This is a genomic window from Comamonas sp. BIGb0152, from assembly GCF_024809975.1.
In the GTDB taxonomy this organism is placed as follows: Bacteria; Pseudomonadota; Gammaproteobacteria; order Burkholderiales; family Burkholderiaceae_C; genus Comamonas.
Genome location: NZ_JANUDY010000005.1, coordinates 192,975 through 207,805, shown reverse-complemented (window position 1 = coordinate 207,805; position 14,831 = coordinate 192,975). Strand labels below are relative to the sequence as shown.

Here is a 14,831-nt window from a genome sequence, read left to right as displayed (position 1 = left end):
GCTTGCACCTGATAACAATGCTTTCAGTCGCCCTGGCTGCCAGCAAGCCAGCAACCAGGGAACGGGCGTTTAACGTGGCGGGCGGCCGTCCTGCATGCGGTCAAAAGCCTTGTCGATATCCTCTGCCTGCAACGTAGCCTGGGTCGGCTGGCGGCCCGCGCGCTGCTGGTCGATCTGCTCTTGCATGCGGGTGGCAACCTGCATCAGCACGCGGTGCAGGCCCAGCTGCTGGCGCCGGCTCTGGTCCAGGTGCTCGACAACGGGGTGCAAGGACTGCAGCACCAGCTGGCCGAGCTGCTGCACGGCCAGGTCCAGCGGCTGTGCCTCCGCGTGGCGGGCGGGCGGCTGCTCCGCAGGCGCGCTGTCCAGCACCGCCTGGCGGATGCCGTCCAGCGACTGCCCCACCGCCGTTTGCGCCCGGCCCCACTGCGCCAGCATGCGCTGCCAGCCCTCTTGCGCGGCCGCATCGCCCAGGTGCTTTGCCTGCTGGGCCTGGGCCATGGCGCGGGTGGCGGCCACCAGGTCGACCAGCTGCGTGGTCACCCGCGTGGCGGCATCGGCATTTGCGCCCCCGGCGGCCTGCTGGCGCTGGAACTGGGCCTTGATCTCTGCCCAGCGCGCCTGCGCCTGTGCATCGGCGTTGCCGCGCAGCTCGGCGAGCTTGAGCAGGTTTTCCTCGGCCCCGCCGGTCAGCATCTGCGCCTCGCCCTGGTAATGGTCGCTCAGCATCTGCGCCATCTCGGCATCGTTCATCACCGGGGTGATCTTCTCGGCGAGCTTGTTCATGTTGCGGTAGCTGCCCTGCAGCTTGAACGGCGGCTCGCTGCGGTAGCTGTCGTCCTGCGCGGCGCTGTGGATGTACTGCTGGTTCACCTTGAACACCAGCTCGCGCACCTGCAGCATGCGCTGGAGCACGGCCTCCATCTCGCGCAGCTCGGCGGCGGCGTAGTCGTGCGACAGCGCATTGGCCGACACCTCCTTGCCCTGCACCCGGTCGAGCAGCAGGTACAGGTCCTGCAGGCTGCGCGTGGCCATGGGCGCGAGCACGGCGTTGGAGGTCATGCTGTTTTCGATATAGCTGAGCTTGAAGACCTCGTCCATGCCGCCCAGCACATCGCCCAGGTTGTAGATATCGGCGCGGTTGGCCAGCATGTCCGGAATCTTGAACACCTCGCCCGACTCGGTATACGGGTTGCCGGACATGACCACGCAAAAGCGCTTGCCGCGCATGTCATGCGTCTTGGTCTGGCCGCGCCATACGCCTTCGATGCGGCGCGTGCCATCGGACAGCGAGATGAACTTCTGCAGAAACTCGGGGTGCGTGTGCTGGATATCGTCGATGTACAGCATCACGTTGTTGGCCATCTCCAGCGCCAGGTTGAGCTTTTCCAGCTCCTTGGCCGCCGTCGCATCGGGCGCCTGGGCCGGATCGAGCGAGCGCACCGAATGGCCCAGCGCCGGGCCGTTGATCTTCATGAAGATCAGCCCTAAGCGGTTGGCCACGTACTCCATCAAGGTGGTCTTGCCGTAGCCGGGCGGCGAGATCATCATCAGCAGGCCCATCTGGTCCGTGCGCTTGTTCTCGCCCACCGCGCCAATCTGCTTGGCCAGGTTGTCGCCAATCACCGGCAGGTAGATCTCGTTGATCAGCCGGTTGCGCACAAAGGACGACAGCGGCCGGGCCTTGAACTCTTCAAGCCTGAAGCGCGCACGGTAATCGGCCAGCAGCTGCTGGCGCAGCGCCTGGTAGCGCTCCCACTGCGGCAGGTAGCGGCGGTAGTGGCGCGCAGCGCGCGTGGTCAGCTCGTCGAGCTGGATGTGCATGCGCCCGCCCTGCACCCGGCCATGCTGGCCCAGCAGGCCCACCACATCGCAGCGCAGGTCGACATTGCTCAGCTGGTGGGTCAACTCCGCTTGGCAGACCAGCCAGGCCGCGGCTTCGCTGCAGTAAGGCAACCAAGCGGCGCGCTCGGCCTCCGGCGCGGCTTGCGCCACCGTCTGCAGCCAGTGCAGCGCACTGCGCCAGCGCTGGGCCAGCGGGGCGGCGCTGCGCTCGCGGCTGGCCTGGCCAGCCTCGCCCCCGGCCCAGTAGCGTTGCAGATCAGCCCAGTGCAGGCCTTCCTTGGGACCGGCCTTGAGCGCCTGCTGCAGCGCCGCCACCACCGCCTGGCTGGCGCCCGAGAAATGGAAGCGCAGCGCCTTGTGCGCCAGCTCGGCCTGCAGGTAGTCGGCAGCGGCGCGCAGCAGGTTGTCGGCCTCGCTGTCCCATTCGCCCGCATCGGGCGCGGCGGCGGCCAGCAAGGGGCTGGCCGGGTCGGCACGCAGCAGCGCATCGAGCAGGCCCTGCTCCTGCGCAAAGCTGCGCAGCTGCGCCATGATGTCGGTCTGCAGCGCCAGGCGCTCGGCCTCGCTGCCCAGCAGCTGCTGCATGGCCTGGGCCTGCTGCGCGCGCTCGGGCCAGCGCGCAATGCTGCTGGCCAGCTGTGGCTGCTGGATATGGGCCTGCTGGCTCCAAAACAACAGCGCCAGGCTGCGCGCCTGCGGCGCATGGCGCAGCACGCCGGCACCATCGGCCAGCGGCACCAAGGCCTGCAGGATCACGGCGGCGTCATGGTCGTGGATGCCGCGCTCATAGCCATCGCGGTAGCGCGGTGCGGAGAACGTGCGGATCGCCTGGGTCAGCGCCTCGGTATCGGGCAGCAGCTGGCGCAGGCGGTCCTGGCTCCAGCCCTCGCGGCCGGAACGCACCGCTTGCACCACCTCCAGCGCCAGGTACTCGCCCCGGTACATTTCGGCCGATTCGGCGGGCGACGAGGCATCCCAGTAGGCCTGCAGGCCGGCCAGCTCGGCGTTGTCCACCGCCTCGAAGTACTCGGTGCCCACCAGGTGCAGGTAGAGCTGGCCATCGCGGGGCAGCAAGGTCATATCCAGGTCCTGGTTGCCCACCGAGAAGCGGTGGCGGCCCAGGCGGATCAGCTTGCCATCGCCCTCGTACAGATCAGTGCGGTCCTGCAGCGCGCGGAAGGCCTGGTCGCGCAGCGACTTGATGCGGCCATCGATGTCGTCGGCCTTGACGGGGTCTTGCAGCTCACCACGCAGGCGCCCGGCCAGCTCCTTGAGCTTGGCAATGAGCGGGTCGCCGGCAAAGAACGCGTGCAGCGCCTCGGCGCTGGCGATTTTCTCGGCGCGTTTGGGCAGGCCTTGCACAATGCGCAGCGCAGCATCCAACACGCCCTGGGCCCGGCGCTGGCGCTCGTCCTGCAAGGACTGCTTGCGCGCCTCAAAGGTCTCCAGCACCTCTTCGCGCTTGGCGATGATGTCGGAGAGAAACTGCGCATGCTCGCCAAACTGGCCCTCGATGTCTTCGAGCTGCACCAGCAAACGCGACAGCTGCTCATCGCATTTCTCCGGCGTCTGGGCCAGATTCAGCCCGCTCACGATGCTTTGCGAGAACAGCGCCAGCTGCGCGGCAAACTGGGCCAGGTTCTCGGCGCTGCCTAAGCCCGATTTGCGCTGCTCGGCCCGGGCCCGCACCTGGTTGAGGCGGGCATAAATGGCCGAGATGCGGTCCACCACGGCGGTGCGCTGCGTGGCATCGTCGATCTTGAGGCTGCCCATCAGCTCGGACAGCAGGTCTAGCGCCGCCGACATCTGGGCCATCTGCGCCAGCGGCTCGGCCAGCTGCACCACCGTGGTAGCGGCCTGGGCCTGCTGGTCCAGCGCCTGCAACTGCTCCACATAGGGCTGCATGGCGGCGTCGGTGGCAATAAAACTGGCCGTGCGCTGCGATACCTCGGCCTGGGCCTGCTCGGCCGTCTGCACCATGGCCTCGATCGCAGTGGCATCGACATAGCGCAGCTCGCGCGTGGCCATCAGCTGGCCGCGCAGTGCGGCCAGCTCGGTCAGCGCGCCTACATAGTCATCGATGCTGTCGCCATCGGACAGGCGTATTTGCTTGAGCAGCTGCGCATGGCGGCTGCTGACCTCGCCCATGGCCTTGGCCGAGGCCTGGCGGATGCTCTCGACTTTTTCGTATTCATCGAGCACCGCGTCGCCGGTGGCGACGATGCCCAGCAGGTTCTCGTGCAGGGCCTGCATGGCCGGGCTGCTGAGCCAGTGGTAGCGCTCAAACAGGCGCCGCGCGGTGTCGATCAGCCGCTCATAGCGCGGCAAAGATACCTCGGGCGCGGCAATCTCCTTGCGCACGCTGTACAGGTCGGAGATGCCGCTGACCAGCTCGGCATTGCCGATGCGGCCCAGCGCGCTGTCCTTTTGCGGCTGGCGCGCGGCATAGTCGTCTGATGCGAACGGCGTGCGCCACAGCTGCATCGGGTGTACGCGCGCGGCCTCGTTGCTCTCGGCGGCAAAGATGACGATGCGGCCATCGTCCATGCGCGCATAGCCGTGGCCGATGAGGGGCGGCTGCAGCGCCCGCTCGATCAGGTTGTACTTGAACAGCGCCATGCGCCCGCTCTCGGGCTCATAGAACACATAGAGCACATCCTCGCCATTGGGCGAGCGGATGCTGCGGCGGTAGCGCATGCCCTGCATGTTCTGCTCAAACGCGCGGTGCTCGCCGTTTTGCAGGTAGTAGCCGCCGGGGAAGATAATGCCGTGGTCCTGCGGCAGCTGGATGCAGGCCGCGCCAATCGCATCCATGCGCAGCACCTGGCGCGACAAGGTGTTGTAGACCAGGTAGCGCCACTGGTCCTCGCGGTAGGGCAGGATCTTGAGCAGGATCAGGCTGCCCACGGCCGCGTACTCGAACACCGCATCGTCGAGCGACTGGTTCTTCTCCTGCACCGGCTCGCGGTAGATGCCCAGGCCGTCGTTGGTGTTGTTCTCGACCTTGATGGTCAGGTCACCATCGAGCGTCTCGACAAACACCTTGTCGAGGATATTGAGGTGCGGATGGCGGCCTTGCACCAGCTGCTCTCGGCCGGCGCGCTGCCATTCAAAATCATGGGGCGCAGGCAGCTCGATGTCGCGCTCGCCCCGGTTGTCGATGTAGCGGATCTGCTGGCCGTCGGGCGAGACCGACCAGCGGAACACCCGCACATCGCCCAGGCGCTCGCCGATCTGGAAACTGGCCAGCAGCTTGCCATCGCGCACCGCCAGCTGCATCAGCTTGGTGTGCTTGTAGTAGGCGTACAGCTCGTGGAAATCCTGCACAAAGCTCTGGATGCCCAAGAAGCTGTCCTTGAGCTCCACCGGCATGACCTCATAGCCCTGCTCGCCCTCGTGCAGGCGGTAGAGCGCGAACACATCGTCGATGCGCGTCTCTTGCTTGAGGCCCATGAACACGTTGTAGCCAAACAGCAAAAAGCCGCCGACCTGGGCGATATCGCGGCCCAGGCAGTTGTTTTCGGTGCGCACCCGCATGCGGGCGATGACCTCCATCTGGCTGCGGCCAAACTCTTCCAGCCGCGCTTCGTTCAGCGCGCGCGCCAAGGTCTCCAGCGCCTGGCCCTGGGCATCGAGCCGCTTGGCCAGCACTTCATAGGAGCCGCCGCTGGCGACGGCGTCGTCAACGGCAGAGCGGTCCGGTTGGTCGTTGGATGAGGTAGTGGACATGGCTAGAGCGGCAGTGAATGCGGTGGGGCATGGCAGGCCAGCACAGGGGCTGCGGCCTGCCAAGAAAGGGGGCGAAGGCGCCCAGAAAGTCCGAACCGGCCAGCGGCGCGCGGGGCGCAGCCCAGCGGGGCGCAGGCCTGGGATCAGGACTCGGTGGCCGAGGGCGGCAGGCTCTTCTTGTCCTGGCCGCCGCCCAGCAGGTTGCTCAGCGCATCCGTGGGCAGGCCCTTGCCGCCGATGAACTTCTGCAGCAGCTCCTGCACGATGGGGCTTTTGGCAGACACGCCCTCGACCGCCTTGCCCACCGACAAGGCCTTGGCAAAGTTGTTGAAGAAATCGCCACCGCCGCCAACGATGTCGATATTGGCCTTGGACAGCGCGGCCGACAGCACCTCGGCCTGCTCTTGCGCCACGGTCTTGTTGGCATCGATGGCGGCCAGCGCCTGCTCGAAGTTCTTCTCCAGCTGCATGCGGAACTCTTCGTGCGAACGGGCCTGGTCGGACAGCGAGGCGAGCGCCGCAAATTTCTCGGTCAGGCCCTTGGCCTCGGCGAACAGCTTGTCGCGCAGCACATCGGCTTCGGACTGGCCCACATCGCGGGTCACCACGGCCTTGGTGTTGCCCACCTGGGCTTCACCACGGGCCTGCGCCATCAAGCGCTCTTCCAGCACCTTGGCGTCCGCCAGGCCCAGCTTCTCGTTGGCATCGGCCTGGGCCTCGATCACGCGCACTTCGGCCAGGCCCTTTTCTTCTTCGCCCTTGGCCTGGGCGATGAGCTTTTCCGCAATGATCTTGGCCTGCACCATGCCTTCGCGCTCGATGGCCGCAGCCGTCACTTCGCGCACCTTGGCGTCCGCCAGGCCGGGCGCTGCGCGCTCGACCTCGATGGCCTCGGCCATCTTCTTCTTGGCCTCGGCGGTCTTGCCGGCGGCCTCCAGCTCGGCCTGGGCCAAGGTGGTCACCTCGATGGCCTTGTGGCGCGATGCCGTTTCATCAGCTTCGGCCTTCTTGACCTGGCGCACCATGTCTTCTTCGGCCTGGGCCTGGGCGGTCAGCACGGTCACCTGCTTCATGCGCTCGGCCTCGGACACCACGCGCACTTCCTTGATGCGTTCCTCTTCCTGGGCCACGCCCTTCTCCACCACCACGCGCTCGCGGATGACGTTGGCAATGCTGGCCTTCTCAATTTCGATGGCCTTTTCCTTCTCGATGCGCTGCAGCTCCACTTCGCGCTGGCGCGAGACCACCTCCAGGTCCTTGGCCCGGGTGACCTTCTCGATCTCGATCACCACCGCGCGCTCGCGGTTCTGCTGCGCTACCGCCACCTCGCGCTGGCGGTTTTCTTCGCGGATATCGAGTTGCTCCTGCGTCTGGATGCGGGCCTGCTCGGCCTTGAGGCGCTCTTCCTCCTGCACCTTCTGGGTCTCGGCCTGCTCACGCGCCTGGATGGTGGCGATCTCGCGCTTTTGGCGGGCTTCGGCATCGGCCTGCTGGCGCTCCAGCGCCAGCATGGCTTCCTTGGTCTCGACGTTCTTCTTGGTCACGGCCAACTCGGCATTGCGTTCGAGCTCGTTGGTGACGATGTTCTGGTTGGCCGTCAGCTCGGTGATCTTGCGAATACCTTCGGAGTCCAGAATGTTGTTCGGGTCCAGCGAGGACTTGGAGGTCTGCTCCAGGTAATCAATGGCCACGTCTTCGAGCACATAGCCGTTCAAGTCGTTGCCGATCACATGGATGATCTGGTCGCGAAAGTCCTGGCGGTTTTCGAACAGCTTCACAAAATCGATCTGCTTGCCCACGGTCTTCAAAGCCTCGGAGAACTTGGCATTGAACAGCTCGTTGACAGCGCCCTTTTCCGAGGCACGGTCCACACCAATGGCCTTGGCGACCTTGAGCACGTCTTCCGGGGTCTCGTTGACACGCAGGTAGAAGGCCACGGTGATGTCGGCCCGCATGTTGTCGCGGCAGATCAGGCCTTCCTTGCCCCGGCGGTCGATCTCCAAGGTGATCAGCGAGATGCGCATGAACTCCTTCTTGTGGATCACCGGCAGTACCATGCCGCCGGTGAACTTCACCTTGGGCTGCGAAGTGGTGTCGTTGATGATCAAGGCCGTGCCCTGGGGCACCTTGATGTAGAAGGCCTTGACCAAGGCAAACAGGCCCAGGATGACGATGAAGATCGATCCGATCACCACCCCGGCGACGATGTACCACTCCAGATTTCCCATATTCATGCGTATCTCCCTATCAATATCGGTCTTAAAAAAACTTGGCGAATGCGGGCCCGCCACGCCTGCGCGCTAGCGGCTCCCTTGGCTCAAACAGGTGGGTGCAACCCCGGAATCTCGCTGCCGTCAAACTCGGCCTTGCTGACCACGCGCCAGGCGTTGTGCTGCGGCAGGTGCTCGATCAGTACGATCTCGGTGCCGCGCGGCAGCTCGCGCTCGGGCGAGCGCATTTGCACATTGAGCCCGCCGCCGCCGTCATCGACGCTGCCATAGCCTTGGCTGGCATTGACCACCCCGCTGCGCACCAGGCCCGTGCGGCCCAGCAGCACCTTGGGCGTCTCAGGCGGTGCAATGCGGGCCACCAGGCCACGCAGCGGCCGCAGCAGCACGACGGTGGCGGCAAAGCCCAGCACCAGCGCGGCCACGGCCAGCACGCTGCCGCTGACCAGGTTGATCAGGGTCCAGCCCTCGGGCATGGGCACCAGGTGGCAGAGCACATAGGAGGCCAGCCAGGACAGCAGCAACAACACCGTCAGGATGACGGTGGCCGGAATGCCGCCCAGCCCCACCTTGAGCAGCAGGCCGGCCAGCGCGCTGACCGAATGCTCCACGCCATGGGCATGGTCGCTGCCATCAAACAGCAGCCACTGGTCCAGCGAATCTGTCTCTACCAGGCCCAGCAGCGCGATCAGCCAGTACAGCAGCATGCACAGCAGCAGTGCACCGAAGATGAAGGTTGGAAAGCCCAGTGCGTAGTGCAAAAAAGCCGACATGGCAGACCCCTCTTGTTGGTGTGCAGCGGCTGGCTAAGGCCTGCGCCGCACTTGTTGTACGTTATTGGGCCAGCCCGGGCCCTGCGCCATCAGCCCTCTTTGGCGCCGCTGCGCTGGGCCTTGAGGCGCTCCAGCACGGACTGCGCATTGCCCGCAGAGGCGGTGATACCGGCAGCGCGCAGCTTGGCGTCGAGCGCGTCTTCGCTGCTGCTTTGCGCCAGCTCGGCGGCGCTCTCCATGCGGGCGCCGCGCTCGGCCTGCTTTTGCTTGATGCGTTCGAGCGAATCGAGCGCCGTCTGCACGCGCGACTGCGATCCGGAATAGCGGCCCGCCACGGTGGCCTGGGCGCGCTGCACGCTCTCGGTGGCCTTGACGGTGTCGGTCTGCTGCTTGAGCCGCTTGATGTGGGACTGCGCCGTCTGGATGGCGCCGCGCAGCTGCTCCACGCTGTGGCTGAAGGCGCTCAGCTGCGCCTCTTCTTCGTCGCGCTGGGCTTCGAGCAAGGCCACCTTGCCGGCCACTTCCAAGGCCAGGGACTCGTCCTGGGTTTCCAGCGCCTTGAGCGCATAGCCTTCGTACTCGGTAATCTTGGCCTGCGTGGTCTGCAGCTTGCCCGCGGCCAGCTTTTGCTTGGCCATGATCTCGGCCAGCGCTTCCTTGGAGCGGTTCAGGTCGTTGTCGGCATCGCGGATCTCCTGGTCCAGAATGCGCAGCGCCTGGCTGTCGGTCACGGTCTCGCCCGCTTCATGCGCGGCACCCCGCAGGGCGGTCACCAGCTTGTTCCATACGGTCATCATGTTCTCCTTGTACTGTGGGTCGTGGGCCTGCAGTCCGTCAGACCTGCGCCAACGTCAGATAGGGTGCCAGGGCTTCGGTGGCCTGGATCACGCTGTCGGCCAGGATCAGGATCTCGGCCAGGATGTCGTCCGTGCTGCTGTTGCCCCGCATCGCGGCAAACATCACATAGCCTTCGCCACCATGGGCCTGCGGCTCCAGCGCCATCGTCGTGAACGGGAACAGCTTTTGCAGGCGCAAGATCTGCGCATTGAGCCCGGCGCCATCGCGCACCTGGTTGGCGGGCCACAAGAAGGCCTCGACCACCAGCTGCTCGCCCGACAGGGCCACATGCACAGGCAGGTCGCCAAAATCGGTCAAGGTAACCAAGACGCTGGCCTCGGCCCCGTCGAACACCTCAATGTGCAACTTGCCCTCGCGGGCCAGCGCCGATGCGCGCAGCTCATCGGCCAGCGCGTGAATCGTGCGGTAGTGGTGCTTGCTGTTTTCCATGCTGCCCTCCTGGTGGTTGATGGCGATTGAACCCGGTTGTGCATGCGGCTGGCGCATCTGTCGCTCCAGCAGATGCAAGACTGCGCTGTACTCCGGGAGTACCCAGACTTCTTTTTTCACCAGGCCCTGCTCCCGCAGCCGTTGGCGGTGCAGGCGCTGGTAGTGGGCTGATGTTTTTTGTTCCATGGGAGACACCATAGCAGTCATCACATGTGATGTGTACATGTAATAGTTTCAATATGTAAATTTTCTTTTGAAATCATAGCGCTACATGACCCATTCAGGCCATGTACAGGCGGTTTGTCCCCCTTGAGACCGTCCTGACCGCTGCCTATCCACACAATGGCCGCATGGACCTGATCGACCTGCACCACGCCCACGCCAGCTTGCAAGACAACGGCGTTGCCACCTTGACTTTCCGCAACGCTGGCAGCCTCAACATCCTGTCGTCGCCGGTCTTGGAGGAGCTTGCCCAGGCGCTGGATACCCTGGCGCAGGATGCGCGCATCCGCGTGCTGGTGTTGCGCGGCAGTGGCGACAAGGCCTTTGTTGCCGGTGCCGATATCAAGGAGATGCGCGCACTCACCCCCGACAATGCGGCCGCCTTCATCACCCGGCTGCGCCGCGTCTGCGAAGGGGCGCGCCAGTTCCCCACACCGGTGATTGCGCGCCTGCCGGGCTGGACCTTGGGTGGCGGCCTGGAGCTGGCCTGCGCCTGCGATATCCGCATTGCCAGCAACCGCGTGCAATGCGGCATGCCCGAGGTGCAGGTAGGCATCCCCTCGGTGATCCATGCCGCCATGCTGCCCCGGCTGATTGGCGCCGCGCGCACGCAGTGGCTGCTGCTGACCGGCGACAACATCGATGCCGCACAGGCACTGCAGTGGGGCCTGCTGGACCAGGTGGTCGCCCCGCAGCGGCTGGACGACGAAGTCGACCGCCTGGCCCGCCAGATGGCCGGCTATGGACCGCAGGCGCTGCGCCAGCAAAAGCGCATGCTGCGTGCCTGGGAGCGCCAGTCGCTGGACCAGGCCATCGACGACAGCGTGCAGGAATTTGCCAACGCCTTCAAAACCGGCGAGCCCCAGGCCTATATGGCCCGGTTTGGCCATCGCTGAGCCCCCGCTAGCGCTGCACCAGCGCCCAGCGCATACACGCCACCCCGCCTAGCCACACGGCGCTGGCTTTCTGGCACTGCACGGCCGCACCCTTGGGTGCCGACCCCGCTGCCGCATGCCCGCGCTGGTCTGGCCGACATGCCCACCGTGGCAACGGGGGCAACGTATTTTTTTTGCCATTTTTTGGCGCCATGGCCACAGGCCAAAACCTGCCCAAAGGGGCTAAAAACAGCGCCGGCCACCACCTGGATGCGGGCACAACCAGAAAAATCACTGACAGATCAAGCATCAATTTGTAACTTGGACTGGATAGATTTTTCTGTGAGGCTTGATAGCCATTACCTTAGACGTTAATAAACACTTACTTTTTACTCGGATACCTATTGAAACACTATTCAGGCATTAATGTCGATTGATATAATCGAATCTCAAGTTGTAAGAACTTTTTTCTATCAATCACCATGCCATCGCATCCAGCACCCCGTCTTCAGGCCCCCATCCTCAGCGCAGCCGTGCTGGGTTTGATGCCGCTGCTGGCTGATGCCCAGCCTCTCCATTCGGGCCTGGCCAGCATCAGCTGGGCCACCTGGGGTCTGGGCCTGTGCCTGGCTGCCCTGCTGCTGATTGTTGCGCTGGAAGCGCTCTACACCTTTCGCCACTACGCCTTCACCCTCAACCGCCTGTTTGCCCGCCAGCGCCCGCTGTATGCCGGTATTGAGCAGGCGCATTGGCCGCACATCACCGTTTTTATTGCAGCGCACAACGAAGAGGCCGTGATCTCCGGCTGCATCGAGGCCCTGCTGGATGTGGACTACCCACGCGAGCGCCTGACGATCATGCCGGTCAATGACCGCTCGACCGACGGCACACGCCAGATCATCGACGGCTATGCCGACCGCCACCCCGGCCGGCTGCAGCTGTTTCACCGCCAGGAAGGGCCCCCAGGCAAAGCTGCCGCCTTGGCCGATGCCACGGCCATCGTCCAGGCCCGGGGCCAGTCCGAGCTGATCGTGGTGTTCGACGCCGACTACCTGCCGGGCAAGAAAATCATCAAGCAGCTGGTGGCTCCCTTTCTTGATCCCGAGGTGGGCGCCGTTATGGGGCGTGTGGTGCCGCAGAATGCGGGCGTGAACCTGCTCACCCGGCTGCTGGATCTGGAGCGCTCTGGCGGCTACCAGGTGGACCAGCAGGCCCGCTACAACCTGGGCGCTGTGGCGCAATATGGCGGCACAGTGGGCGGTATCCGCCTGAGCGCACTGCAGGATGTGGGCGGCTGGACGCCCGAAGTGCTGGCCGAGGACACCGACCTGACCTACCGCCTGCTGCTCAAAGGCTGGCAAACCGCCTACCTGGGCTACGCCGAATGCTATGAGGAAGTGCCTGAGAGCTGGGCCGTGCGTTTTCGCCAGATCAGCCGCTGGGCCAAGGGCCACAACCAGGTGATGACCAAGCTGGGCACCGAGATGCTGACCCGCAAGGGCCTGCGCTGGATGGAGCGGGTCGACGGTATTGCGCTGCTGGGTGTGTTCCTGATGTCGCCCATCCTGCTGCTGGGCTGGTTGCTGGCGCTGGTGTTGACGGTCACCGGCTACGGCATCGGCGCCAACGTGAACATTGCGCTGCTGATGCTGCTGATTGCCACGGGCTTTGCCTGCGTGGGCAACTTTGCCGCCTTCTTTGAAGTGGCCGCTGCCGTGCACCTTGACGGCCACCAGCGCCGCCTGCGCCTCTTGCCACTGCTGTTAACTGGTTTTGTCGTCAGCATGATTGCCGTCTCCAAGGCCACAATCGACGGCCTGCTGCTCGACAAGCTGTTCAAGCGCCAATTCAAATGGGACAAGACCGTGCGCTACCGCCAGGCGCCCGCTGTGCCCGTCTCGCCTGCCCTGCCTGAAGCCCGCGTATGAACGCCCCCTCCTCTCCGCTGCTGTTTGGCAGCATGTGGCTGGTGGTGACCGCTCTGGTTTTTTTGCTGCCGCTGCTGCCCGCCTTGCGCGAGCTGTACTCGCGCAGCGATGCCGATGCCCTGGCCATCGACCCGCTGGACAACGGCCGCACTGACTATGCGGCGCAGCGCATGGCCGAGCAGCTGGGCCTGCTGGAAGCCATGCCCCGTGTCGCGCAATGGCGCCTCGATGACCAGGGGCGCCTGATGGTGCCGCGCGGCCAGGGCCGTTTGATGGCCAAGACCGGGCAGCCGCTGGTGATCGGCTTTCGCTCCCAGCTGCGCGCGCTGGTCTCCAGCGATATGGTCGAGCTGCAGGCCAACAGCAGCGTGCAGCGCGTGCTGCATGCCAAAAGCATCCACTGCCTGGGTCCCGTGCAGCTGGCGCGCCTGACCAGCGCCGAGCGCCATATCGTGCTGGCACCGGGCACCCGCTTTTTTCGCCTGGCAGCCAACTGCGTCTTCACCTGGCCACTCAAGCGCTCGCTCCACTTTCCGCTGCCCGAACTGGGCAACGGCATGCCGTTGACGGAGCTGCAAAAGCGCCACGAAGGCGATCTGCGCATTGCTGCGGGCAGCGTGGTGCAAGGCGGCCTGGTGGTCACGGGCAACCTCTGGATGGAGGAGATGACCGTGGTCGTCGGCCATATCAAGGTGCATGGCAATGCCAGCCTGGCCAAGGGTGCCTGTGTGCAAGGCGCCCTGTTTGTGCTGGGCGACCTGCAGACCAAGGGCAACAACTATGTCGAAGGCCCGCTGTGTGCCGGCAAGCGCCTGCAACTGGGCCCCGAGAGCCAGGTGGGCAGCAAGCAGTGCCCCAGCAGCGTCTCGGCCTGGTCGATTGCGCTGCAGGCCAGTGTGCGGGTTTATGGCAGTATTGCGGCCGTACGTTCCGGACAGGTGGTGCTATGAAAAAACGCAATCTCTGGATCGCCTCGGCGGCCATGGCCTGGCAGGCGCTGGGCGCGGCGCAAACAGCCGAGCCACCAGCACTGGCCGCCTTTGCCACGGGTGACGGCGCCTACTACAGCACCCTGGGCGGCCAGGTGGTGGATCCGTATTTCATCAACAAGGGCTTCATCATTGCGCTGCAGGCCGATGCGCCACTGCAGACCGAGCTGCAGCAGTGGCTGGCCTGGTTGCTGCCTCGCCAGCGCAAGGATGGCGGCTTTGACCGCTTTTGCCCCACGGCCGACAAGGCCTGGCGCAACTGCATGGGCGCCGATGCCGATGACTCGATGGCGGCTACCACCATCGAGATGCTGCACTACGCCACGCAAAAACAATGGCTGGCCAGCGGGCAGCAGGCGGCAGCCCAGCAGGCAATGGCACGCAGCGAGCAACTGCTTGCGCGCCTGCGCAACCCCAAGAACCAGCTCTACAAAGCCTTGCTGGATACCGAGCTGTACTACCTGATGGACAACATCGAGGTCTACGAAGCCTTGCGCGCCACCGAAGGCGCGCAGGCCGGCCCCCGCTCCAAGCAGCTGGCAGCGGCCATGCGCCGCCAGTTCCGCGATGGCAGCGCCTGGAAGCCTGCGCTGCCCGAGTACGACCGCCCGCGCTTTTACCCCCACACCCTGGCCAGCGCCTACCTGTGGCAAACCGGGGTGATCTCCGCAGCCGAATCCGACCGCGCCACCGCCCAATGGCTGGCCCAGCATGGCAGCGCCTGGCTGTCGCGCAGCGAAGACCACTATGCATGGGGCCTGGTTGCATGGAAAATGCGCCAGACCGCACCGATCCAGGCCGCCTGCTGGCGCGCATCGCTGCGGCCCTTCCAGCCCAGCGTGGGCTGGACGGTGCTGGATGCGATGATCGACCAGTCGCTGGCACACACGGGCATTGCCGCGCAGTGCCCGTTTGCGCCAGCTGCCGGACCTGTTGCCAACCCCTGAGGGTGACA

9 protein-coding genes are annotated in these 14,831 nt (G+C 65.1%); 4 read left to right on the top strand and 5 right to left on the bottom strand.

The window, feature by feature from the left end:
* Nucleotides 1-69: 69 nt before the first annotated feature.
* From M2375_RS11905 to M2375_RS11885, 5 genes are all read right to left on the bottom strand, one after another.
* The gene (locus M2375_RS11905) at nt 70-5,574 is read right to left on the bottom strand and encodes a DNA repair ATPase (RefSeq protein ID WP_259166931.1); all 5,505 of its coding nucleotides are present in this window, start codon (nt 5,572-5,574) and stop codon (nt 70-72) included.
* Between the two features lie 143 nt (nt 5,575-5,717).
* Complete coding sequence (locus M2375_RS11900; protein ID WP_259166930.1) at nt 5,718-7,808, bottom strand: flotillin family protein; 2,091 nt, start codon at nt 7,806-7,808, stop codon at nt 5,718-5,720.
* An 83-nt stretch (nt 7,809-7,891) separates the two neighbouring features.
* The gene (locus M2375_RS11895; protein ID WP_259166929.1) at nt 7,892-8,575 is read right to left on the bottom strand and encodes a ubiquinone biosynthesis protein UbiH; all 684 of its coding nucleotides are present in this window, start codon (nt 8,573-8,575) and stop codon (nt 7,892-7,894) included.
* An 89-nt stretch (nt 8,576-8,664) separates the two neighbouring features.
* Nucleotides 8,665-9,369: a PspA/IM30 family protein gene (locus M2375_RS11890; protein ID WP_259166923.1), complete on the bottom strand. Its 705-nt coding sequence runs from the start codon at nt 9,367-9,369 to the stop codon at nt 8,665-8,667.
* A 40-nt stretch (nt 9,370-9,409) separates the two neighbouring features.
* Complete coding sequence (locus M2375_RS11885; protein ID WP_259166919.1) at nt 9,410-10,048, bottom strand: YjfI family protein; 639 nt, start codon at nt 10,046-10,048, stop codon at nt 9,410-9,412.
* A gap of 164 nt (nt 10,049-10,212) precedes the next feature.
* Between M2375_RS11885 and M2375_RS11880 the strand changes: the two genes are divergently transcribed.
* The 4 genes from M2375_RS11880 (at nt 10,213) to M2375_RS11865 (ending at nt 14,823) form a co-directional block, all read left to right on the top strand.
* On the top strand, nt 10,213-10,980 hold the full coding sequence (locus M2375_RS11880; RefSeq protein WP_259166909.1) for an enoyl-CoA hydratase: 768 nt from the start codon (nt 10,213-10,215) through the stop codon (nt 10,978-10,980).
* 461 nt (nt 10,981-11,441) lie between these two features.
* Nucleotides 11,442-12,887, top strand: coding sequence for a glycosyltransferase family 2 protein (locus M2375_RS11875; protein WP_259166907.1), 1,446 nt, complete (start codon nt 11,442-11,444; stop codon nt 12,885-12,887).
* Nucleotides 12,884-13,837 carry a hypothetical protein gene (locus M2375_RS11870; protein WP_259166904.1) on the top strand — a complete coding sequence of 318 codons (954 nt, stop codon included), beginning with the start codon at nt 12,884-12,886 and terminating at the stop codon, nt 13,835-13,837. The genes M2375_RS11875 and M2375_RS11870 overlap by 4 nt, the downstream gene beginning before the upstream one ends.
* Complete coding sequence (locus M2375_RS11865) at nt 13,834-14,823, top strand: hypothetical protein (RefSeq protein ID WP_259166902.1); 990 nt, start codon at nt 13,834-13,836, stop codon at nt 14,821-14,823. The genes M2375_RS11870 and M2375_RS11865 overlap by 4 nt, the downstream gene beginning before the upstream one ends.
* Nucleotides 14,824-14,831: the final 8 nt, after the last annotated feature.